Here is a 23,357-nt window from a genome sequence, read left to right on the forward strand (position 1 = left end):
AAACCTGCACAACTGCAGGTTTCTGATCTATAAATGACAAATAATTATTTTGACTTAGTGAAATTCTTAATTGCAAGAAGGACTACAACCATAGCTGCGATGCTGACAGGGAGTGTTACAAGCCAGTTACGTACAAATCCTGCAAGGATATAGCAAAATACTGATACTGCAGCTACTGTAATAGCATATGGAAGCTGGGTTGATACGTGCTTTATATGCTCGCACTGTCCGCCTGCAGATGCCATGATAGTCGTATCTGATATAGGTGAGCAGTGATCTCCGCATACAGCTCCAGCCATGCAGGCAGATATCGCAATTATCATGAGCTCATTATTGATATCACTGTGGAATGCACTTACTACGATAGGGATCAGCATACCAAAAGTTCCCCAGGATGTACCTGTAGCAAATGCAAGGAATGCACCTATGATAAATACAAATGCAGGTAGAAGACCCATCACCATACCATTTTCTGCGACCTGCTCTACAAGACCTCCCACATATTCAGATGCACCAAGTGAATCTGTCATGGACTTAAGTGTCCATGCAAGTGTCAGGATAAGGATAGCAGGAACCATACTCTTGAAGCCTTCAGGTATTGCATTCATGCATTCATTAAAATCAAGCACTCTTGTAGCAAGGTAGAACAAAATCGTTATAAGAAGAGCTGCCATAGATCCAAATACAAGACCTGTAGAAGCATCAGCATTGGAAAAAGCTGTAACGAAGCCTTCTCCGTCAAAGAATCCGCCTGTGTAGATCATACCTATAATGCAGCAGATGATAAGTGCAAATATAGGAAGTACAAGGTGGATAACTCTACCTTTTTGAGATATAGGCGGATTGGGCTGATCTTCTGCACCTGTAAGGCTGGGGTGCTTGAGGCTTCCGTCAGGAGAAGTTGTGATACCGCACTGCTTCTCTGCCTGTGCCATCTTGCCATAATCAAATCCTCCTACAGCTATAGTGATCATCATTACAAATGTAAGAAAAGCGTAGAAGTTATATGGAATTGCACGGATGAACAGTTCAAGTCCATTGGCACCTTCTACAAATCCGGTGACTGCTGCCGCCCATGAAGATATAGGTGCTATGATGCAGACAGGAGCTGCAGTTGCATCAATAAGATATGCAAGCTTCTCTCTTGATACCTTGTGCTTGTCAGTTACAGGAAGCATAACAGATCCTACTGTAAGACAGTTAAAATAGTCATCGATAAAAATAAGAGTTCCAAGTGCTATAGTAGCAAGCTGTGCTCCAAGCCTTGTCTTAACATGAGTACTGGCCCATCTTCCAAAGGCAGCCGAGCCTCCGGCTCTGTTCATGAGCATGACTATACTTCCAAGTACTACAAGGAATATAAGAATTCCAACATTCCATAGATCTGAAAGCTGAGCTATCATGCCATCGACAAAGATATGATTCATAGCTCCGACAGGATTAAAGCCTGAATATAAAAGACCTCCTGTAATTATACCTATCATCAGTGAAGAATATACTTCCTTAGTGATCAGTGCAAGAACAATTGCAATAATTGGGGGGAGAAGTGCCCAAAGCGAGTTAACGAACATTTTTAATCCTCCTGTTTTGTAACTTTAGTCATTCACAAATAGTAAGTATAACACAATTTAATAGGATAAAGTTGCATATTTTTGCCCAATATTTGCATATTCATGCACTGATTTTTTGCCCATATTATACATTTTTTCAAAATATCAGCCTGCTCCGCCGTCTTCGTAGTACAAGATCATATCAAAATGTTCATTCAAAAACTCCGACTCTTCATCTCCAAATTCGCAATCTGTGAATGTGATCTGATCAGGCTCTGAATATATACTGAACAGGTCACCTTTATTATCATCAAACTTGCAACCTGTAAAATACAGATAGCCGCTGTTATATGCATTTTCTATGAGCGTATACTCCTCATTGTCTATAAATTCACAGTCATAGAAATACAATTCTGTAGAATCACCCATAACTTCTATGATTCCATATGTGCAGTCATGTATGCAGGAATCATACATATATACGTTGTAGCTTTCCTTGCAGAAAAGTCCATATGCTCCGCAGCCGTACAGATCAAGATTGTCACAGCTTATGCCATTGGATGAATAAAGTGCAAGTACATTGGCAGAACATGTCCCTTTTTCTACATCATGTCCAATGATAAGATTATTAAGGGTAATGTTGTTGCTATTAATGATCGAAAGCACATCATCATAAGCACTATTAATTACTATCTCAGGTCTGTCATCAGGGTCGCTTCCTTCTATGGTCATATTGTAGACGCCGCTTGGTCCGTACTCATCCATCCAGTTTGAATATCCCCAGTATGGATGCCCTTCAAGAAAATCACTTGTAGGCTCAAGGACATAGTCACTGATATCATACTTGCCAGGTTCCATGATAATGCGTGTGTTTGGAGCGATCGCATCTACAAACTCTTCCGGAGTTGATACATGGATCTCTTCCTGTTCTTCATAGCTGTTTCCGCCATCATCATATGTATATAAATGACCCTCAAGTACATCGTCATTAGAATCTATAAACTCGATCACATCTTCCAGATTGCCTGTTGTATCAGGCAGATAATCCTGATTGAGATAGTCCTTAAGATCATCAACAGGGATCGTTATCTCATATTCGTTATCGTTGTACATGATAGAATATGAATTAAAATGAACGACAAACTGATCTCCCTGGATATAGCAAGGAAGATAATCATACTCCACCATATCATTGATATAGTATAAAGCCATAGGGCTTCCGTCTTCGACGGTCTCATTAACGAGGTCTTTTTCCCTTGGATAAGTTGCAACTACAGCATCATATAGTATCTGTCCCAAGCCTTCCTTGTTTGAGATATAGGCATCTGACCATATCCTCTTTCCCGTGTTTATATCATAAGTCACCAGATATGAATACTTAGTCTCTTCTTCAGAATATGACCAGTAGTAGTTCTCTGATACTTTGAGAGCAAATATCTTATCATCAAATCTAAGGACTTCTACGCCCACATCATACTGATATGAATCATTATCTTCTCTTGGTGTTCCATATCCAAAATAGCTTATGTCATCCTTGGAAGATTCAGCTATAGAATCACTATAATTGGTCATAGCTGCCCAGAACTTAGGATAATCCATCATAAAGTCTTCATTGACTATTATCTCAGGATATGTCCCTGCGGATGTAAGAGATTCATTTTCTTCAAAAGCCGCCGTAACAAGGTGATTAACTATAGTCAAGGGCTTTTGACTGTCCTTGGTAGAATCTTTATTCTTGTCATCTTCCTCATCAGTCTCCTTATCATCTTCATCCTTTTTAGATTCTTCTGTGTTTTCATCCGAGTCAGACTCTAAGGTATTATCAATCGAGCCGCAGGATGTTGCAAAGAGCATCAGGCTCATCAGCGCAGCAACTATGATCTTTTTCTTCATAAAGCCTCCTTAATACTTGATCAAAAAAAGCTAATGATATGGGGTTAATTGTTTACATCTTGTATAGGAAAAATTCACTTAATATCTATACTATTTATAATACAATAGATATTAATAAAAATGTTCATAATTCCGATAATTAATGTTGTATAACTCGTATTTTTTTTACAAAGTAATACAACATTTGTTTCACACTTTGTTCCTGATCAGATTTTTAATATTGATATGCAAAGCATGATAGTCTTCTTTGGTGAACGCGCATTAAGGAGAAACTATGCCAATACCTGTGATCATAATAACTCTTATCAGTTTAGCGTTGATTGCGTCCGGACTTATATTAAATGAATGGACGTCAGGCAATAAAGCATCTCTTGCAAGAAAAAGTGCAAGAAGGCATATGCGTTGGCGTCTGATACTCAAAAAATACGAAAACAGTAATGGAACTATCCCGGATGGGATAATTCGTCTATTTCTCAATCCTGAGAATCTGGCTGCATTTGCTGATGTAGCCTTTGAATCGGTTGAGAGTCTTTCTGCTGCCTTTGGCATCCTATACCGAAACGAAAGAGCCTTCTGTTCACTATTTGGAAGTGCATCTGATGATCTTAGGAGCTTTTTTGCCTATACTATATCAACCTTCCAGATAACAGATAAAGAGCATAACGGAATCTATAAAAAGACTATGCTCTCCTACCTTACTAAAGACTCTGTCTATCTGCGTCAGAATGCTCTTCTTGCAATATACAGTTTCGGAGATGAATCTCTTGTGATAGATGCATTCCATACCATCAATAAAAAGAGGTTCTATCATAACGAAAGACTCCTTGCTGATGGACTCCTTACTTTTACAGGAGACAAGATCTTACTATCCAGATGTCTTATGAATGTTTTTGATTCTTTTGATAAACATTGCAAGATTGCGATCATCAATTTCATGAGATATGCAGAGATTCACGATCATGACGAAAGATTCATGGAGATGGCCTGTAATGAAGAGATAGATACCGATATCAGATGCGCAGCCATAAGACTTTTTGCAAAAAAGCCAGGCAAAAAAGTAAACAAAGTCCTCATAAAGATAATAAACTCCTGTGCCAATTCTGATGTATGGGAGCCTGCTTCTGTAGCAGCTTCTGCTTTAGGGGACTATGATGATCATGACGGCAATAATGAAGCTATAGATTGTCTTCTTGAGTCAATTCATTCAAAATGGTGGTATGTACGTATTAACAGCTCCAAGTCGCTTTCAAAACTTAGGATCAGTCAAAATAAGATCAAGGAGCTTGAAGCAAGCAAGGATGCCTTTGCTATGGAAGAACTAAGCTATGCAATTGATGAACTTCAAATGGCACTCGATAGAGGGATATGATCATGAAAACAATATTATTTATTGTATCGCTAATACTCCTTATCTTCTCGATCTCATTTTTTTATTTTTCATTAAAGAGCTATCTTCCTGTTCGCAAAGAGCGTCAGATAAAGCTCATGCACAAGAGGCTTGATCACGATTTCTTTTTTCCTATATCTGTGATCGCAAGAGCTGACGACTATCCCTTCACTTATATAAACAACCTCCTGACTCAGGATTATAAGCTCTATGAGATAATCCTGACTGACTGCTCAGGAGATAGCGAGAAGATAAAACGCCTTGTTAAGGCTTACTCTTTGAAAGAGGATGATAACAGGCCGATCAGATATTATAAAGACTGCATTCATCCTGATAAGATATACAAGGGACGTGAAGGAAACATTCCGCTGACTCTGCTGGTACTAAGCAAAGAAAAAGCCGATGCTGCAGGGATCCTGCGCCCTTTACTTGCTGCCGGCGTAGCAGCATCAAGGATGCCCTATATATCTTTTTACAAAAATGAGTTACAAAAAATCATCCCCGGTACAAGCCTTAAAGATATGGCGAGATGTGTACTCGAGGATGATAATGTTACGCAGATAAGTATGTATGGTATGGAATTATATAATAAAGCAAGATTTATAAATGATCTTCTGCCTGTTAATGTCAGCGTTTCTGAAGATTGAACTCATCTACAAGATCTGCGTGATCAGTCCAGCCGATGTAATAGGCATCAAGTTCTGAGATCTCATTGGTTATTTCATCATAGATGGGGATCCAGGTAACTTCATCATAAGTTGTATACATTATGTCATTGGGATAGTCTGACTCTATGATGCCTATCTCTTCTTCAGAGAGTCCTATCTCTTCATCTTCCTGATAAAGGTCAATCGCGCCAAACTGGTGCATCATCTCGTGAGCAAATGCAGCCGGGGTCTCTTCTTCATAGTTGCTGTGCATGAACATGTAGGAAAATTCATACACGCTGTCTAGAGCGTACATTCCATAATAGCAGGTAGTGCAGGACACTTCTTCGATAGACTTGTCAGTATTTATATAAACCATGATGGCAACACTGTCTGCATCGTACCTCTTCTGGATAGCGCCTACATCTATGCTGTTCTCTATAAAATACCAGATCTCGTGATCTGCAGAATAATAGTCCTTGACTGCGTCAGATTCTATAGTAAGTGAATATCCAAGATCTTCATCTTCATAATAATCGTAGATAAGATTAAGCTCCTGTCCCCACTTTTGTGCTTCATCCATAAGGAAATTGCAGGCTATGCCAAGATACTCATAGGTGTGAGTGTATGTCTTATTGTCTTTCTTAGAGTCGCCCCAGGTATAATTAGCATCATTGACATATATTGAGATAACAGGAATGTTGCCGGTCAGAGTATCGCTACTTCCGTTATCATTCTTGAATACTCCTGTTCCGCCTGTTGACTCATACGGTTCATAGTATTCATCATCGTCATAGCTATTGTCTTCATAGCCGCGGCCTCCCCATGAATCGTCATCATCGTCGCGGTAGTCATCTTCATCCCATTCATTGTATTCATCATCGTCCCAGTATTCCCAGCTATCTTCTTCCAAAGACCCTGCTTCAAAACCGTCTTCATAACCTTCATCATAGCCTAACTGGTATGCTTCGTTATAGCCATCGTCATAGCCTGACTGATAGACCTTGTCATAATCTATTGTATCATCGTCTAAGTCGCCAAGCCCGCATCCTGACAAGGATAAGGCACAGACTGCTGCAAGTATGAATGATATTTTCCGATATGATGATCTGGTATAAGTTTTCTTCATAAAATCCCTCTAAAAATCATATGTTAATGATATAGCATATCTGCCAAAGGTGTATTTTATATGCGAAATCTTTATTGTAACTTAAAAGGACTCCTTTAAAAGGAGTCCTTTTACTGTAATCACATCGACCCTCTATCATTATATGCTCTGCGCTATAAAAGGTCAAAAATAAACGACATCTTGATGCATTGCAGGCGAGGAATTAAAGTTGTATGATTAATACTATCATGATTACAAAATATACTGACAGAAATGAATTGGCTATCTACATAATCCTTGCCGTTATAACTGCCGGTGGATTGCTTTATACCTTATTTCCGGGGTCTTTCCCATCTAAATACGAAAATGACATCATAGCGCTTACCAATGGATGGAGTATCATTTATGATGGCGAAACCAGAGATGATATTGCCTTATCCCAGGCCGATATTAAGGTTGCAGATACAGGTGATACCTTTATTTTGATGCACAAATTAAATGATTATGGTATAAGGTCTGCGTGCCTTTTGATCAAAACCGTTCATGCAAGTCTAAAAGTCTATCTGGATGATGAACTTATATATGATTATGCTTCTGATCTTCTGAATGAACATCGCATCATTCCCATGGGATATGTCTATGTCCCTCTTCCTGACAGTTACCCGGGCAGGATGCTCAGTGTCTATTTTACTGCCGGACAGGACAGCGCCTTTTCAGGCTTTGATACTATTTATATAGGTCTTAGAAAAGATCTTCTGTTCATGCGGTCTGATGCCATGAGACTGCAGTTCTATGTAGGTATCTTTTTGTGCAGTCTTGGCGTTACTTTCTGCGCCCTCACTCCTTATCTTATTTTCAACAAATCTGATTATAAAAGGGTATTTCTTGGAGCACTTATCTCAATAGTCCTTGGGGTATATATACTGGCATCTTCAGATATATTCAACTATTTTTCATCAAGGATGATAGTTAATACCATTTTGGAATACATATCTTTCTATCTGATACCTGTAGTTCTGTGTGCATATGTAGCGGGTATCATGCCACTTAGAAGGATCAAGATCATATTTAAGATTGCTACAGCTATAGATATTTGTATATTCATCTATTTTATAATTGCTCATTTTGCCGGGATCTCACTTTTCTCAACACACACACTTACGATCCATATCCTGTGCGGTATTGAGGCTCCTCTTGCCCTTACTTCAGCTATATATCTTCTGTATACTTCCAGGGGCAAGAAAAAAAATGATCCTGATGTGGTATCTTTTCAGACCCTCCTTCTTGGTCTTAGCATCTTCATAGTATGTGCTCTTACTGAGATCATCATCTTTAATGTGCTGAAATTTACATCGCCGCAAGGAGAAGCAAATCTTAACCTTAGTCTTCTTTCCTTTGGATCTCTTATTTTTGTCATATTCCTCTTCATAGGATATTTTGAGTACCAGATCTATTCCATAGAATCCTTGAACAGGCAGCAGTTTCTTAGCGGTCTGGCATATTATGATCCTCTGACAGGTCTTTCCAACAGAGCAAGGTGTCAGGAAGAGATGCTGATTGCAGGAAGTGACAATAGAAACTATATTATCATATCCATCGACCTTGATAACCTAAAAACTATCAATGATGCTTATGGACATGATGCTGGCGACAAATATCTTAAGTTATTTGCAGATATGCTCAGTAGTTCCTTCAGATCTACTGATATAACAGGTCGTATGGGAGGCGATGAGTTCATTGTCATACTGTATGGTCAGAATCTTGTAGATGCAAACTCCAGAATGAAAGAACTGCAGACCAAATTCTCCCGGGCTCATTTCGCGCAGGCCGGGATTACTTATGGATTTTCATATGGTATCGCATCTGATATGGAATTCCCCGGGCAGGATGCTGAGAATATATATACTATTGCTGATATAAGAATGTATGAAATGAAAAGAAAAAGACATCAGGAAAACAGTAATAAAAAGGCATGAGGTTTCTATGACGGTCAAAAATATAAATGTTATATTGTGGTTCATCTTAATACTGTTCACTACTCTTTTAATGTCTCAGATAATCCTCCATAGTGAGAATACTGCGCCTGTTATAGAGGAAGATCGCCTGTATGTCACTTTAAACGATGTCTACAGAGGAAGGTCCAGTGCAGAGAAGATCAATGCCTTTACAGACTCCTACTCTTTTAACCGCGGAGACCGTATTATTGTAACCTTCAGTCTTCCGGACAAAAAGTACGACTTTCCTACTCTTATGCTGGCTACTCAGTTTGTAGGTTATACAATATCCCTTGATGGTACTCCTATATATGAAAGAAGGCTTGAAGAAGCAAAAAATGGTGATTTTCTGCCTAAAGATGTGAATTTCATAACTCTTCCTTACGATGAATATGAAGGAAAAGAACTCTCTATCGAGATGATAGTATCACAGTCAGGTTCTAAAACTATAATCTATACGCCTTCTTTTGGTAATTTCAACGATCTATCCAGAGGATATACCTGGGACAGAGCTCTGTCTGTATTTCTGGGTACCTTTATGTGTATGTTTGGCGTAATCTATTTTCTCATATCACTGTTCTTTGCAGTAAGGATAAGGGGGCTTGCAAGCCAGATAAGGTCTTCTATACTTTGCGTATGCGGAGGAGCATGGATACTCACTTCCCAGAGGATCAACATCATCTTCATGACCAATACTACAAGGCCGGCCTTATATGAATATACTCTTTTATATATATCTCTCCCCCTGATAATGCTCCTTTTCTGTACTATATGCCATATTCTCCATAACAGGATAGCTACAAGCTATATTCTGGGTGTATGTGCTATTGAAGTTATTTTTGGCATATGCCATTTTACAAGGATCAGATATATCAATACTTTTTCAAAGCCAATCGCGATCATTTATGCAATCAGTGTCATAGGTTTTATGATGTATTCTGTGTTCTATCTTAGAAGGCGTAAGGCATCAACTTATGACAAGGTTCAGATAGCAGGACTTAATACTCTGTCCATATGTCTTATCATCGCTTCTATATTCTTTGCATTAGACAGAAATCAGTCAAGAGAATTTAATAACGCAGCGTCTATATTCATAGGTTTGGGTGGTATCGTATTCGTTGCATCCCGTATTATGACTTTCATGGTTACTTTGTCCAATGCTGACCCTATGAAGAAAAAAGAAATGGCGCTGTCTTCACTTGCGTACAAAGACTCTCTTACAGGGCTTCCTAACAGAGCTTCCTGCGACAAAGAGACAATGCAGCTGGATGAAACAAATGACGATTATCTTATCATGTCTATGGACCTTAACGGGCTTAAGGAGGTCAATGACTCCAAAGGCCATAAAGCCGGAGATGAGCTTCTTCAGAACTTCACCAATGTTCTTAATGTATGCTTCCCTGACCCTTTCTTCAGGGGTAGGACCGGCGGTGATGAATTTGTAGTTATCCTTAAGAATATTCCTGATGAAAACTACCTAGACAGTCATATAGAACATATGAATAAGCTCTTAAGAGCAAAGGAGAAAGAGACGGGATTTGATCACAGTGTTGCTTACGGAATCTGCTACAGACATGAACTTCCTGCCGGAGCAAATGCTCATGAAGTATATATGGAAGCAGATGCAAGGATGTACAAGCTTAAGAGAGCGCAGCATGAAGCACGAAAGTCCCAGAAGTAATCGTAATTTCAAACTTCGCATCTGCCAAACATACGCCACCCTCTGAGGCAGAGCCGATGCGGCCCGTTTATAATACATTTTCGTATCTTGAAGGTGTTATAATTCAGGGCAAGATATCTGGATCTTTATATTCTAGGGTCCAAACTCGCTTCGCTCAGACAGGTGGACCCTAAGAAGAATATAAAGATTCAGATATCTTGCTCCTGAATTTAATAACACCTTCAAAAGATACGAAAATGTATTATAAACGGGCCGCATCGGCTCTGCCTCAGAGGGTGGCGTATGTTTGGCAAGTGCGAAGTTTGAATAACTTAGATAAATGATGTATTAGATTAACTGGTTGATTTATTCATAGAATAATAATAAAAAACCCGATTAACTATAACAGTTAATCGGGAACTTATAAATGAGACACGAGGGAATCGAACCCTCGACAACTTGATTAAAAGTCAAGTGCTCTACCAACTGAGCTAGTATCTCATATATTATTAAACTTCTCATTGAATTTCTAAGAAGTATAATATCTAGCTGGGCTAACCAGATTCGAACTGGTGAATGCAGCAGTCAAAGTGCTGTGCCTTACCGCTTGGCGATAGCCCATTATTAGGTACCATAGCGATTAAATGGCTCTCTCGCTGTCGCAACAGTTCAGGGTGGCTAGTGGGACTCGAACCCACGGTCTCCAGAACCACAATCTGGCGCGCTAACCAACTGCGCCATAGCCACCATATTTCTTCATACGGACAGTGGAGTATCTGTATGAAGGAGTGTGCCCGAAGGGATTCGAACCCCCGACCCACGGCTTAGAAGGCCGTTGCTCTATCCAGCTGAGCTACGGACACACGCTGCATAAAACATAAAAGTTATATGCAAGAGCAGGTGATGGGAATCGAACCCACCTATCCAGCTTGGAAGGCTGGTGTTCTACCAATGAACTACACCTGCTTGGTAAAACTTTGCGTTACAGACTCTAATGAACGAGTCGGGGTGACAGGATTCGAACCTGCGGCCTCCTGGTCCCAAACCAGGCGCTCTAGCCAAACTGAGCCACACCCCGTTTCTTTTGTTTCGGGTTTGCTGTGAAACTCATCAGCGCCGCAACGCAAGGACTATTATATATTCGTTCTTCGAATATTGTCAACACTTTTTTTGAAAAATTTTTACTCGTTCAATTATGAACATTATATCGTATTTATCCAAAATTTGCGACAATCTTTTTCCCTAGTGATTGACAGGCAATCACACGTATTATAAAATACTTTCTATGCGGATATGGCGGAATTGGCAGACGCGCAGGATTTAGGTTCCTGTACCGTAAGGTGTAAGGGTTCAAGTCCCTCTATCCGCACTCAGTATCAAGCTGTTTAAGGCCCTGCAGATTTTTTCTGCAGGGCCTTTTTTATTCAAGATATTCAAGATCTAACTTCAAGTTCTTTTCCAAGCTTTTACCTGAATCCATTTTCAAATTCTTTTCCAGGCTTTTTCCTGAATCTATTTTCAATCTCTATTTTTATCTTTTTTACCCAAGTTCTTTGGCAAGAAGCTCTTCCATATCCCTCAAAGCTTTTCCTCTGTGACTGATAGAATTTTTCTCTTCCGGAGATATCTGGGCAGAAGTTTTGCCAAACTGTGGCAGGAAGAATATAGGATCATATCCAAAGCCATTCTCACCGGCTATCTCGTGGCCTATGATGCCCTCCATGGTCTTAACTGATGTAAGTACCTTACCGTTTGGCAAAACGGCTGAGACGGCGCATACGAAGCGTGCAGTGCGGTCTTTATCTTCTACTCCTTCAAGTCTTTCAATGATCTTTGCATTTTTTTCGGGATACGGAGTATCCTTGCCCATATAGCGGGCTGAATAGATACCCGGTTCTCCCCCGAGTGCATCGATCTCAAGCCCCGAATCATCTGCAAGGACGATCGAATCATTATCTCCAAGTTCATGAAGCTTATTAGCTATAGCTGATGCCTTGATTACAGAATTCTCAGAAAAAGTAGTACCGTTTTCTTCTACATCTTCAAATACTCCGGCCTCCTTCATAGACACGATCTCCATCCCAAGACTTCCGAGTATCTGCCTTATCTCGCGCATTTTGTCTTTATTACCTGTTGCAAAAACAATTCTCATTACTATTACTACTCCTTATACATTTATATTTATTTATTCATATCCGAGTATGCGTATAGGACTGCTTTATATAGTCCTGTTGCCACCTGATCCTGATATGTATGATCATAGGATGCCTCCAAGACGCTCTCAGACACCGCAGGTGCCCCCGGAACTGTCACAAGTACAGATGGAACACTTATATATGTCATAAGCTCATACGGGCGGTCAGACAGGGAATAAGCCATGATATTATCTGTATGTCCTACTTCGTATGTCTCATAAGATATATCTGCAAGGATCTGACCGGCAAAGTCATCATTGCCATATCCCCTTAGGTATATATTGTCGTTGTAATATACAGCTGTATCAGCGCCGGTGTCTATACATATCACAAGATCCGGATCAAGCTCACCTATCAATGCTCTTTTATCGACAAGTTCAATCTCACCTGCATCTGTTCTTGTAAGATACGCTTTGACTTTTTCTTTTTCCAGCCTGTCTTTAAGTGCAAGGGCTTCGTATAACGATGCATCACTTTCTACGTCATCACCATCCTGAAGGTCTCCCAGAACAGGATCTATCAATATTATTCTGTCATATATTTCATGAGGATTTACAAAAGATACGGACAATGTTCCGTCATCGAGAGTACTGGTATATTCATATATTCCATCAAGTTGAAACTCAAGACTTACAGAGTTGTCATTTTGAGGGACGCAAAGACATCCGGTAACATTGCCCGGAGTTGTAACAGACGTATTACCGGTATAGAAGTCATCAGCTTCTTCTATACTTATTAGAAGCTGACACGTTGTGACTTTATTTTCTATCACTATATCTTCAGAATCGGTTCCTTCGGGAAGAGAGAGCTTTATACAGTCTCCCTCTTCTTTCAAAGTCATGGCAAAAGCCTTGTCAGAAAGTGCAACTTTATCTTCAAAAGCCTCACTTTCCCTGGCCTGTGCCGTATCCTTTATCACTACACTTCTTGTACTTAGATATACAAACATAAATGCCAGAGCAGTAACCGAGAAAATCGAAGATGCGATAGCAGTTTTTTTCATAAGAACTGTATATCTGTCACTTCTTCTTTGCTCCAGGGCTATAGCAAGCTCCCCCGCCCCACACTCAGTGTCTTTTTCCATATCCTCAGTCATTGGTTCTATCCTTTCTACGTGGCGGCTTGGCCCCCATGTACTGGTAGAAATAAGTCTTAAGCATTCCATTGTAGATCTTGCGGTTCTTGTCTGCCTTTTTGCCTATAGCATCCTGTGCTTCCTCGAAGGAAGTGATCATGTACATGGACCAGTCATCAAGAGCTTTATAACGCTGTCCGAGGGTGCGATAGAGGCTGTAAAGATTTGATTTATCGCCAATTCTTTCACCATATGGAGGGTTTGTGATGATAAATCCGTATTTCTTTCTATGAGAAAGCTGTGCCACGTCTCTTGTCTGGAAGTGGATAAGGTCGCCAACGCCTGCCTTATCTGCGTTGATCCTTGCTATCTCAATGACATCAGGATCGATATCGTATCCCTGAATATCAGTTACTACATCAAGATTAACTTCTTCTTCGCATTCCTGTCTTACATCTGCCCAGTTTCTAGGAGTTATAAGGTGAGTCCACTTCTCTGCATTAAAAGATCTGTGAACGCCAGGGGCGATATTAGCTGCTATCATTGCTGCTTCTATCGGAATAGTACCTGATCCGCAGAAGGGATCAATAAGTATCCTGTCTGCATGCCAGGGAGTCAGCATTATAAGTGCTGCTGCAAGGTTCTCCGCAATAGGAGCCTGAGATTCAAGCCTTCTGTAGCCTCTTTTATGAAGAGATACACCGGTTGAATCAAGAGCTACTGTTACTTCATCCTTATAAAGGAATACTCTTATAGGGAATTCTTCGCCATCTTCAGGGAATATGGAAGTGTTATAAGCTTCCTTCATGCCCTCTACCATGGCTTTTTTCATAACCCTTTGAATATCACTTGGTGAAAAGAGAGCACTCTTAACGGTAGAAGCCTTGGTAACCCAGAACTTTCCATCCTTTGGAATGAATTCATCAAGAGGAAGTGCCTTGGTTCCCTGAAAAAGTTCTTCGTAGGTAGTTGCAGTAAATGATCCTATCTTGATAAGGATTCTCTCTGCGGTTCTAAGGCATATATTGGCTCTGCATACAGCGTCTGCATCTCCCTGAAAAGATACTCTTCCATCTGCAACCTCTGTAATATCATAGCCAAGGTCTATTATCTCTCTTTTAAGTACTGCTTCAAGTCCCATATGACAGGGCGCTATTAGTTCATAATATTTCATTTTTATAAACCTTTTACCTTTATAACTATTATTTACGGCATTTTGGCATATAAATACCTGCTATGATTAACATTCTATCATATGTGATGTACCACTGGGGACATTTTTGTAAGCACATGCGCAGACCAAGCTGCATATCTTTACATAACAAAGCCCAGTTACAAAAACAACTAAAACGGGCTTTGGACACCCAAGAATAGAGTATCCAAAGCCCTATATATGTTTAAACCCTCATACGATCTAACCTATCTTGCCTACAGTTCCACCCGGGAATATCTGTCCGTCCACCGTAACCTGCTCTATGACTGTAGTACGCGGAGAATCAATAAGTGATATAAGGCGCTGGGCAGCAAGACGTCCCAGTGATTCCGTATCCTGATGAAGCGTTGTAAGAGGAGGATGCATACGCATAGCGATCGGGATTCCATCGAATCCTGCTACTGATACATCTACTCCCGGAGACAGTCCCATCATATGAATCGCACCGATTCCTCCTATCGCTGCAAAATCATCCGGATACAAGATACAAGTTGGCGGATCCTTGAGCTTTAAAAGCTGCTCTGTACATGCAAATGCCTTGGCAGTATTACGATAATCACCTTCGAGAACATATTCTTCAGGAACATCTATTCCAAAACTCTCGCATGTCTTGTAAAAACTTGAAAGACGGCTCTGGGTAACAGATGAGTATGCACCGTGTACATAGGCGATCTTCCTATGTCCCTGAGAATAGCAGTATGTCACAAGATCCTTCATGCCTTTTATGTTATTGGACATAATGGCTATACGGTTATCAAATACATGGTCTATGGTAACAACAGGAATATTACCTCTTATGAGCTCTTCTACCTTGGGATCATAGAAGTTGACACAAGCTATGACCACTCCATCAAAGCCCCTGTATCTGGCATGTTCAAGATAACTTCTTGGCTGCTGACCTTCACCCTGACTATTGATGAACGTAATGTCATATCCGGATGCCTCTGCTGTCCTTTTGAAAGAATCAAGCACATGAGCAAAATAGTCATGTGTAAGACCAGACATCGCATCATCTACAAACAAAACTCCCAGATTATAGGATCTGCTGGTCTTAAGTGCTTTGGCTGCTGCATTAGGGAAATATCCCATATCAGAAGCGATCGATCTTATCTTCTGTTTGGTCTCTTCGCTAATGTCTCCCCTATCATTTAATGCCTTGGACACGGTAGCAATAGAAACTCCGCAAGCATCTGAAATATCCTTCATCGAAATCTTTTGATTCATACCCACCTCAAAATAAGATAAGCCCACTACTTAATCGTTTTCGTACTTTTATTATAATAAGAGTTGGCAATATTTTCAATTTATTTTTTCTTTTAACTGTTTTTTCGGTAAAATTGCTAAAAACTTTGTATTTTTATGTTTAATATTTCTGTCTGCCATCCTTGAATTCCATTTCATCCTAAATTATAATGAAAATGTATCTTAAACGATTTCGAAACGAAATTTTCGCGAATGTATTGTTTTTTCGTTACATTACGCACATTAAAAGAGGGGGTCCTATGAAATACGGGCATTTTGACGATGACGCAAGAGAATATGTCATCACCACTCCTAAAACTCCACTTCCGTGGATCAATTATTTAGGAAACCAGGAGTTCTTTTCTCTGATATCAAATACTTGCGGTGGATATTCCTTCTGCAAGGATGCAAAACTCCTGCGTATAACACGTTACCGTTATAACAACATTCCATATGATAATAACGGCAAATACTTCTACATCAAAGATGGTGATACCATCTGGAATCCGGGCTGGCAGCCAACTAAGACCACTCTTGATGAGTATGAATGCCGTCATGGTCTTGGTTATTCCAAATTCAAGGGCGTAAAGAACGGTGTTGAAGCCAATGTTCTTACATTCGTTCCTATGAATGACAGATGCGAGATATCTCGTATCAGGATTAAGAATACCACATCTACAGCAAAAGAACTTAAACTTTTTTCATATGTTGAATGGTGTCTGTGGAATGCGGACGATGATGAGAGAAATTTCCAGAGAAACCTCTCTACAGGTGAAGTTGAAGTTATAGATTCTGCGATCTTCCACAAAACTGAATACAGAGAAAGACGTAATCACTTTGCTGTATATTCTGTAAATACTAAAGTTGACGGATTTGATACATCCAGAGAGAGTTTCCTTGGACCTTACAACGGCAATGATACACCGGATGTTTTAACAAATGGCGCCTGCACAAACTCTATAGCAAGCGGATGGTCTCCTGTTGCTGTACATCAGATCAATGTAACTTTAACGCCCGGCGAAGAGAAGAGCTTCGTATTCGTACTTGGTTATATTGAAAATGACGAGAACGATAAGTGGGAATCTCCCGGAGTTATCAAAAAAGATCTCGCATGGGAGATGCTGGATCGTTACAAGACAGATGAGCAGGTTGATAAGGCCTTCGATATCCTTGTAGATTACTGGAAGAGTCTTCTGTCCAAATACCATGTTAAGAGTTCCAATGACAAGGTTGACCGTATGGTTAACATCTGGAATCAGTACCAGTGCATGGTTACCTTCAATATGTCACGTTCTGCTTCCTACTACGAATCCGGTATCGGCCGCGGAATGGGCTTTAGAGATTCTTGTCAGGATCTGCTGGGATTTGTACATCTTATACCTGACAGAGCAAGAGCACGTATCATCGATATCGCTTCTACACAGTTCCAGGATGGCAGCGCATATCACCAGTATCAGCCTCTTACCAAGAAGGGTAATGCAGATATAGGATCCGGCTTTAACGATGATCCGCTCTGGCTGATCGCAGGTACCAGCGCATATATCCGCGAGACAGGTGATGATTCTATTCTTGATGAGATGGTTCCTTTCGATAATGACGAAAGCGTAGCTACTCCTCTTATGAATCACCTTAAGAGATCCTTTGATTATATCGTAAACCACAAGGGCCCTCACAATCTTCCTCTTATCGGCCGTGCCGACTGGAACGACTGTCTGAACCTTAACTGTTTCTCAGCACATCCAGGCGAATCCTTCCAGACCTTTGGACCTTCTGAAGGACCTGTTGCAGAGTCAGTATTCATCGCAGGTATGTTTGTAAAATACGGTGAAGAGTACGCTCAGCTGTGCGAGCTTAAGGGCGATAAAGCTGAGGCAGAGTATGCAAGATGTGAAGTTCAGAAGATGTATGATGCTGTTCTTAAAGACGGATGGGACGGCGAATGGTTCATTAGAGCATATGATGCATATTCTCACAAGGTTGGATCCAAAGAATGCGAAGAAGGTCAGATCTTCATCGAGCCTCAGGGTTTTTGCGTACTTGCTGGTATCGGTGTCAAGGAAGGCCTTGCCAAGAAGGCTATGGACTCTGTCAAAGAAAAACTCGATACCAAGTATGGTATCATGATTCTCCAGCCGGCATATACCAAGTACCACTTAGAGCTTGGTGAAGTAAGCTCATATCCACCGGGATACAAAGAAAATGCAGGTATCTTCTGTCACAACAATCCTTGGGTATCTATCGCTGAGACTGTTCTTGGTGATGGCGACAGAGCGTTTGAAATCTACAAAAAGACATGTCCTGCATACATCGAGGATATAAGCGAGATCCACTGCACAGAGCCTTATGTATACTCACAGATGGTAGCAGGTAAGGACGCTAAGTTCTTCGGTCAAGGCAAGAACTCTTGGCTTACAGGAACTGCTGCATGGACATTTACAGATATCAGCCAGTACATACTGGGCGTATATCCTACTCTTAATGGTCTTCAGATCAATCCTTGTGTTCCTGATGGTTTTGGTGATTTCGATCTGGACAGAACATACAGAGGTGTTAACTATCACATCCACGTAAGTAATCCATCCAATGTTCAAAAGGGTGTGTCCAAGATGACTGTAGATGGCAAAGACGTAGAAGGCAACGTAATTCCATTCGATGCATCTGCCAAAGATGTAACCGTAAACGTAGTAATGGGTTAAGCTGCAAGTAAACTTTCATTTTACCCTCCTATTTTAAGCCCCCGGACTCATGCATAGAGTCCGGGGGCTTCTTCGTTGGCAGGGGATAACGCAGTATCATCAAAGGCTTTGCAGGGTTGACATTGGCAATAGTTGGACGGATTTGTTGGCAGTGGCAGGGGATAAGTCTTTTAGGAATCTCTCGAGTTTTATAATTCAAGGCATGATATCTGGAAATTTATATTCCAGGGTCCGAAACTCGCTTCGCTCAGACATGCGGACCCTATGCGGAATATAAATCTCCATCTATCAAGCTCTTGAATTTTATAAAACTCTCAAAGATTCCTAAAAGGCTTATCCCCTGCCACTGCCAACAAATCCGTCCACCTATTGCCAATGTCTCCCTGCAAATCCTTTGATGATACTGCTGTGCCTACACATTTTTTCCAGATGAAAGCGAAGCATATTTAGCATACTCTCTGTATGTACTCGATGCGCAAAGCAAGTTTTGAGAGCTGAAAAATAGAAATTCACAAGTATATTTTTTGCATTACTGCAACTAATGTAGAATATTTTAAGTAAATAGTCCAAATGAAGTTTTTCGCGATATTTTTGTAACAACAGAGTTCAAAACTTATAATTTGCTATAACGTAGTACAGATTTGCTGGTACATTGAATCTCAAGGGGCATTGCAGGTGAGGATAGTTTATAAAGAATTATCGCTTTTTGAACGTGTTATTAAATTCATGAGCTTGATAGATGAGAATTTATATTCCTCTTAGGGTCCGCATGTCTGAGCGAAGCGAGTTTCGGACCCTGGAATATAAATTATCAGATATCATGCCATGAATTATAACACGCTCAACATGCGAGAATTCTTTATAAACTATCCTCGCCTGCACTGTCCCTTGAGATTCAATGTACCAGCAAATCTGGACGGACTAATCACAATTGTAAGAAAGGCTGCCGCAGGGATGCGACAGCCTTTCTCTTTGGTTTTAGGTATTTTATAGACTATAGTCTAAGAGGACTTATTAGTTTGCAGCCTTCCAAGCTTCATACTGCTTCTGAGCTTCTGCAAGTACGTCCTGATATCCAGCATCGTCAAGTTTCTGCTGGTACTCAGCGATCTTGTCTGCTACCTGATCTGAACCGTAAGCGCCCATCTCAAGAGACTGACCCATCTCTGAGAAGAGGTTTACACAAGCTGAATACTGAGCATCTACTGAGCTGTGATCGAAACGGAATCCGTTAGCAACTGTTCCTGATGCGCTGTTGTTGAATGTGTCATAAAGATCTACCTTATCAGAAGGCTCACCAACTTCAAGTGTTACAGCCTTAACAGATGTTGACTCCCAAGGGCTGTGGTTGTATGTAGCTGTTCCGGATGTTCTGTCTACAAGACCATCTGTAAGAACATAATCTGTACCTTCGATACCGTATGTATAAAGGTTAGCTATTGTGTTATCTGTGTAGAGATATCCAAGGAAATCTACGCAAGCTGCTGCAACTTCAGGTGAAGCCTGAGCTGATACTGCGAAGCAAGATCCAAGAGTTGTTGTTGAACGGCCCCAGTTCTGTGTAACCTGTGCGAAGTGCTCAGCCTGGTTACCATCACGACCTTCAGACTCTTCGTTGTTAGGAACTGCTGTCCACCAGTTGAACAGCCAATCCTGTGTCTGAGCTGTCTGAGTTGTAACTACTCCACCAAGTTCATCATCAACATTGATATAACCCTTCTCACCCCACTCAGCGATAAGTGTGCAGTACTCAAGGTACTCATCTGTAAGGATTGTATCAACGAGTTCATTTGTCTCCTGATCAACGCCGATCTGTGACATAAGAGAGTTGTCTACGAAATCAAACTTATCAAGGTAGAATCTGTAGAACATAGGTGTGTTAGCAAAGATGAATGGATATGTGATGCCTGCATCAAGAGCTTCATCCATGTATGGCTCAAGAGCTTTAAGACGAGAATATGTATCCTTCTCACCTTCAATAGCCTTAACAATTTCTTCAGGATCTTCGCCGATAGCTTCTACATTAGAATCAAGCATCTTGATCATGTAGCCTTCAGCACCTTCCTTGTATATAGGAACGAACATATCCTTGCCATCGTAACGAGCTGACTCCCAGAACCACTCAGGCATTGAGTTCCAAAGTGTTGTACCTGGAAGAAGATCTGTAAGATCATATGCAGCATTTGAGTTGTAAAGGTCGTTAGTACCGATTGTTGACCACCAGTTAGCTGTCCAGAGAAGATCAACCTCTCCGCCTGCAAGTGCCATGTTAGCCTTATCGCCATACTCACCGTTCATGATGTCATGAATATCGATTGTGTATGTAGCACCAAGTTCACCAAGGCGAGCATTGATAGCATCTTCTACTGCCTGAACTTCATTTTCGTCTACAGATCCTGTATTGTATGTACATCTGTAGAGTCTGATGACAGTGCCATCGCCAGTACTAGCAGTTTCGCTTGAACCTGTATCAGTACCTGTTTCTGATCCTGTTGAAGTAGTCTGATCAGCGCCTGTGTCTGTAGCATCACCATCTGTACCTGTGCCTGCGTTTGAGCAACCTGCGAGCATCATTGTTGCCATTGTGGCAGAGAATGCACATGCAAGCGCTCTTTTTGTTAATTCATTTCTTCTCATAAAAACCTCCCTCTTTAAATAAATTTTATTTGATTACTATTTATATTCAGGGAATACTGCATCCCTAAACAACCTATTTATCAACCTATTTATCAGCCCTTTACCGAACCTACTGTAAGACCCTTTACAAAGTATTTCTGGAAGAAAGGATATGCGATGATAACAGGTCCTATAACTACGATAACTGTTGCCATTGTTGCTGAATACTTCGGTATTGAACCGCCCATAGCCTGTAGAACTGCTGATGGGATGTTCTTGTTATTGAGCATTGTCTCAATCGACTTCTGAATGTTGATAAGAAGAAGCTGAAGTGGTTTCTTAGCATTGGTTTCAATATACAGATATGCGTTCTGCCAGTCATTCCAGTATGCGGTAGCCATCATGAAACCAACTGCTGCAAGTGAAGGTTTCATAAGAGGAAGAGTAATCTGGAAGAACGTTCTATACTCTCCTGCTCCATCAATTCTTGCAGCATCCATAAGCTCTTCAGGAATACTGTTCTGGATGTATGTTCTTAAGATGATTACGTTCATAGTTGTCACACACAGTGGCAGGATCAGAAGAAGAAGACTGTCCTTGAGGTGATACTGTGATGTAAAGATGATGTAGTTAGAAAGCTGTCCGCCGTTAAAGAGCATCGGTATAAGAAGATATACGGAGAAGAACTTTCTAAGTCTAAAGTCAGGTCTTGAAAGTGAATATGCAAACATACTCATTACAAGAAGTCCGCCAAGTGTTCCTACAAGTGTGATGAAGATTGTGATTCCGTATGATGTACGAAGCTGCTCACCATATCTTAAAACTGCATTCATACCTGAGAAGGACCACTGTTTAGGAAGATATGTAAATCCTGTCTCACCGATTTCTTTTTCTGAAGTGAATGCTGAAATAATTACAAGTAAGATTGGAAGTGCACAAAATACCGTGTACAAAAGTAGGAACAGACACAGTATGTACTGCCCGATTCCGGGCTTTCTTGCACTTTTTAATGTTTTAGTTTTAGCCATTTCTATCCTCCCCTTCTAATTAGAACAATGAATCCTCAGGTGCAATCTTTTTAACTATTCCGTTAGCCAGTAGCATGAGTAAAAGTCCTACTATAGACTGGAAGAATGTAGTTGCAGCCGTAAATCCGAAGTTAGAATTCTTCATGATCGCATTAAGTACGTAAGAGTCAATAACCTGTGTGGTCTCATAAAGAATACCTGTATTTCTGGTTACCTGATAGAAAAGACCTGTATCTGAATGCATGATTCCGCCGACTGACAGAAGGAGCATTACTGTGATCATAGGTACAAGTGAAGGTAGTGTTACGTGCCTGATCTGCTGCCACTTACTTGCACCATCAATTGAAGCTGCTTCATAAAGTGAAGTGTCGATACCTGCAAGTACTGACATATAAAGAACCGATCCATAACCTACGCCGTTCCACATCTTAACTATTGTAAGGATGTATGGCCAGTACTTAGGGCTTCTGTAGAATGGGATCGAACCTCCAAGAAGGTTATTGATGATACCTGTTCCTGAGCTGAGGTAAGCCATAACTATGAACTGTACAGCTGCATATGATACGAATACCGGGATGATCATAACAGTCTGCATTGTCTTACCAAGTCTCTTGAATGCGAACTGATCGATTGCAATAGCAAGAACAACATTGAGGAACTGTCCAAGTGCTGTAAATACTACATAATATAAAAGTGTATTTCTTGTAATTCTTATGAAATCATTTTTGGACTGGAGAAGGAATTTGAAATTATCGATTCCGTTCCAGGGGCTGAGCCAGATACCCTTTGTATAATCGTAAGACTTGAAGGCAAGAACAAGACCTGCCATAGGAACATAATTAAAGAAGAATAATATAAGTACTGCCGGAAGCGCGAGGACAAGATAGGCATGATGTTTGAAGACGTTATGCCAGAATCCATCGTTTTTTCCACTTAGTTCGGTGGTTTTAGGTTTAGAACTCATTTCATAATCCCCCTCTTTTAAATTAAAACCTGTAGATTTAGGTATAGACTTTTCGAAAACCTTTGCTTTGATTTTTACTTAATCGTTTT

15 protein-coding genes and 7 tRNA genes are annotated in these 23,357 nt (G+C 40.6%); 6 read left to right on the forward strand and 16 right to left on the reverse strand.

Annotation, left to right across the window (positions count from 1 at the left end; translation table 11 throughout):
* Positions 1-44: 44 nt before the first annotated feature.
* Both BMX21_RS04955 and BMX21_RS04960 read right to left on the reverse strand, forming a co-directional pair.
* Positions 45-1,571, reverse strand: a complete 1,527-nt coding sequence (locus tag BMX21_RS04955) for a Na+/H+ antiporter NhaC family protein (RefSeq protein ID WP_092041996.1) — start codon at positions 1,569-1,571, stop codon at positions 45-47.
* A 144-nt stretch (positions 1,572-1,715) separates the two neighbouring features.
* Entirely contained in the window at positions 1,716-3,443 is a 1,728-nt protein-coding gene (locus BMX21_RS04960) for a right-handed parallel beta-helix repeat-containing protein (RefSeq protein ID WP_092041999.1), read from the reverse strand.
* Between the two features lie 274 nt (positions 3,444-3,717).
* Between BMX21_RS04960 and BMX21_RS04965 the strand changes: the two genes are divergently transcribed.
* Complete coding sequence (locus tag BMX21_RS04965; protein ID WP_092042001.1) at positions 3,718-4,812, forward strand: hypothetical protein; 1,095 nt, start codon at positions 3,718-3,720, stop codon at positions 4,810-4,812.
* 2 nt (positions 4,813-4,814) lie between these two features.
* Positions 4,815-5,477, forward strand: coding sequence for a hypothetical protein (locus tag BMX21_RS04970; protein WP_034464083.1), 663 nt, complete (start codon positions 4,815-4,817; stop codon positions 5,475-5,477).
* On the opposite strand, the gene BMX21_RS04975 is transcribed toward BMX21_RS04970, so the two are convergent.
* A complete protein-coding gene (locus BMX21_RS04975) occupies positions 5,458-6,606 on the reverse strand; it encodes a hypothetical protein (protein ID WP_092042003.1) in 1,149 nt (382 codons plus the stop codon). The genes BMX21_RS04970 and BMX21_RS04975 overlap by 20 nt on opposite strands.
* A 212-nt stretch (positions 6,607-6,818) precedes the next feature.
* Here BMX21_RS04975 and BMX21_RS04980 point away from each other — a divergent pair, with 212 nt between their 5' ends.
* Entirely contained in the window at positions 6,819-8,561 is a 1,743-nt protein-coding gene (locus tag BMX21_RS04980) for a GGDEF domain-containing protein (RefSeq protein WP_092042006.1), read from the forward strand.
* A 7-nt stretch (positions 8,562-8,568) separates the two neighbouring features.
* Positions 8,569-10,260, forward strand: a complete 1,692-nt coding sequence (locus tag BMX21_RS04985; RefSeq protein ID WP_092042009.1) for a GGDEF domain-containing protein — start codon at positions 8,569-8,571, stop codon at positions 10,258-10,260.
* A gap of 407 nt (positions 10,261-10,667) precedes the next feature.
* Here BMX21_RS04985 and BMX21_RS04990 read toward each other — a convergent pair.
* From BMX21_RS04990 to BMX21_RS05015, 6 genes are all read right to left on the reverse strand, one after another.
* A tRNA-Lys gene (locus BMX21_RS04990) sits at positions 10,668-10,740 on the reverse strand.
* Between the two features lie 48 nt (positions 10,741-10,788).
* Positions 10,789-10,860 (reverse strand) — tRNA-Gln (locus tag BMX21_RS04995).
* A 52-nt stretch (positions 10,861-10,912) separates the two neighbouring features.
* Positions 10,913-10,986, reverse strand: a tRNA-His gene (locus BMX21_RS05000).
* Positions 10,987-11,028: 42 nt separating this feature from the next.
* Positions 11,029-11,102, reverse strand: a tRNA-Arg gene (locus tag BMX21_RS05005).
* A gap of 32 nt (positions 11,103-11,134) precedes the next feature.
* Positions 11,135-11,205 (reverse strand) — tRNA-Gly (locus tag BMX21_RS05010).
* Between the two features lie 37 nt (positions 11,206-11,242).
* A tRNA-Pro gene (locus BMX21_RS05015) sits at positions 11,243-11,317 on the reverse strand.
* A 209-nt stretch (positions 11,318-11,526) separates the two neighbouring features.
* On the opposite strand from BMX21_RS05015, the gene BMX21_RS05020 reads away from it, so the two are divergent.
* Positions 11,527-11,608 (forward strand) — tRNA-Leu (locus BMX21_RS05020).
* A 171-nt stretch (positions 11,609-11,779) separates the two neighbouring features.
* Here BMX21_RS05020 and rdgB read toward each other — a convergent pair.
* From rdgB to BMX21_RS05040, 4 genes are all read right to left on the reverse strand, one after another.
* On the reverse strand, positions 11,780-12,391 hold the full coding sequence (rdgB, locus tag BMX21_RS05025; protein ID WP_022759076.1) for an RdgB/HAM1 family non-canonical purine NTP pyrophosphatase: 612 nt from the start codon (positions 12,389-12,391) through the stop codon (positions 11,780-11,782).
* A gap of 29 nt (positions 12,392-12,420) precedes the next feature.
* Positions 12,421-13,530, reverse strand: a complete 1,110-nt coding sequence (locus BMX21_RS05030; RefSeq protein ID WP_092042014.1) for a hypothetical protein — start codon at positions 13,528-13,530, stop codon at positions 12,421-12,423.
* Positions 13,523-14,683: a THUMP domain-containing class I SAM-dependent RNA methyltransferase gene (locus tag BMX21_RS05035; protein ID WP_027205074.1), complete on the reverse strand. Its 1,161-nt coding sequence runs from the start codon at positions 14,681-14,683 to the stop codon at positions 13,523-13,525. The genes BMX21_RS05030 and BMX21_RS05035 overlap by 8 nt, the downstream gene beginning before the upstream one ends.
* A 240-nt stretch (positions 14,684-14,923) precedes the next feature.
* Positions 14,924-15,946: a LacI family DNA-binding transcriptional regulator gene (locus BMX21_RS05040; RefSeq protein WP_034464079.1), complete on the reverse strand. Its 1,023-nt coding sequence runs from the start codon at positions 15,944-15,946 to the stop codon at positions 14,924-14,926.
* Between the two features lie 278 nt (positions 15,947-16,224).
* On the opposite strand from BMX21_RS05040, the gene BMX21_RS05045 reads away from it, so the two are divergent.
* Positions 16,225-18,660, forward strand: coding sequence for a glycoside hydrolase family 94 protein (locus BMX21_RS05045; RefSeq protein WP_092042016.1), 2,436 nt, complete (start codon positions 16,225-16,227; stop codon positions 18,658-18,660).
* A 1,014-nt stretch (positions 18,661-19,674) separates the two neighbouring features.
* On the opposite strand, the gene BMX21_RS05050 is transcribed toward BMX21_RS05045, so the two are convergent.
* The 3 genes from BMX21_RS05050 to BMX21_RS05060 form a co-directional block, all read right to left on the reverse strand.
* Entirely contained in the window at positions 19,675-21,297 is a 1,623-nt protein-coding gene (locus tag BMX21_RS05050) for an ABC transporter substrate-binding protein (RefSeq protein ID WP_092042019.1), read from the reverse strand.
* 92 nt (positions 21,298-21,389) lie between these two features.
* On the reverse strand, positions 21,390-22,304 hold the full coding sequence (locus BMX21_RS05055) for a carbohydrate ABC transporter permease (RefSeq protein WP_022755076.1): 915 nt from the start codon (positions 22,302-22,304) through the stop codon (positions 21,390-21,392).
* 19 nt (positions 22,305-22,323) lie between these two features.
* On the reverse strand, positions 22,324-23,268 hold the full coding sequence (locus tag BMX21_RS05060; RefSeq protein ID WP_022755075.1) for an ABC transporter permease: 945 nt from the start codon (positions 23,266-23,268) through the stop codon (positions 22,324-22,326).
* Positions 23,269-23,357 lie beyond the last annotated feature (89 nt).

This window comes from Butyrivibrio sp. TB (assembly GCF_900110805.1).
Classification (GTDB): Bacteria; Bacillota; Clostridia; order Lachnospirales; family Lachnospiraceae; genus Butyrivibrio; species Butyrivibrio fibrisolvens_C.

Coding starts and splice junctions, on each gene's coding strand:
- BMX21_RS04965 (WP_092042001.1), top strand. CDS start 3,718: ATGCCAATACCTGTGATCATAATAACTCTTATCAGTTTAGCGTTGATT.
- BMX21_RS05045 (WP_092042016.1), top strand. CDS start 16,225: ATGAAATACGGGCATTTTGACGATGACGCAAGAGAATATGTCATCACC.
- BMX21_RS04955 (WP_092041996.1), bottom strand. CDS start 1,571: ATGTTCGTTAACTCGCTTTGGGCACTTCTCCCCCCAATTATTGCAATT.
- BMX21_RS05030 (WP_092042014.1), bottom strand. CDS start 13,530: ATGACTGAGGATATGGAAAAAGACACTGAGTGTGGGGCGGGGGAGCTT.
- BMX21_RS04960 (WP_092041999.1), bottom strand. CDS start 3,443: ATGAAGAAAAAGATCATAGTTGCTGCGCTGATGAGCCTGATGCTCTTT.
- BMX21_RS05035 (WP_027205074.1), bottom strand. CDS start 14,683: ATGAAATATTATGAACTAATAGCGCCCTGTCATATGGGACTTGAAGCA.
- BMX21_RS05055 (WP_022755076.1), bottom strand. CDS start 22,304: ATGGCTAAAACTAAAACATTAAAAAGTGCAAGAAAGCCCGGAATCGGG.
- rdgB (WP_022759076.1), bottom strand. CDS start 12,391: ATGAGAATTGTTTTTGCAACAGGTAATAAAGACAAAATGCGCGAGATA.
- BMX21_RS05040 (WP_034464079.1), bottom strand. CDS start 15,946: ATGAATCAAAAGATTTCGATGAAGGATATTTCAGATGCTTGCGGAGTT.
- BMX21_RS04985 (WP_092042009.1), top strand. CDS start 8,569: ATGACGGTCAAAAATATAAATGTTATATTGTGGTTCATCTTAATACTG.
- BMX21_RS05050 (WP_092042019.1), bottom strand. CDS start 21,297: ATGAGAAGAAATGAATTAACAAAAAGAGCGCTTGCATGTGCATTCTCT.
- BMX21_RS04970 (WP_034464083.1), top strand. CDS start 4,815: ATGAAAACAATATTATTTATTGTATCGCTAATACTCCTTATCTTCTCG.
- BMX21_RS04975 (WP_092042003.1), bottom strand. CDS start 6,606: ATGAAGAAAACTTATACCAGATCATCATATCGGAAAATATCATTCATA.
- BMX21_RS04980 (WP_092042006.1), top strand. CDS start 6,819: ATGATTAATACTATCATGATTACAAAATATACTGACAGAAATGAATTG.
- BMX21_RS05060 (WP_022755075.1), bottom strand. CDS start 23,268: ATGAGTTCTAAACCTAAAACCACCGAACTAAGTGGAAAAAACGATGGA.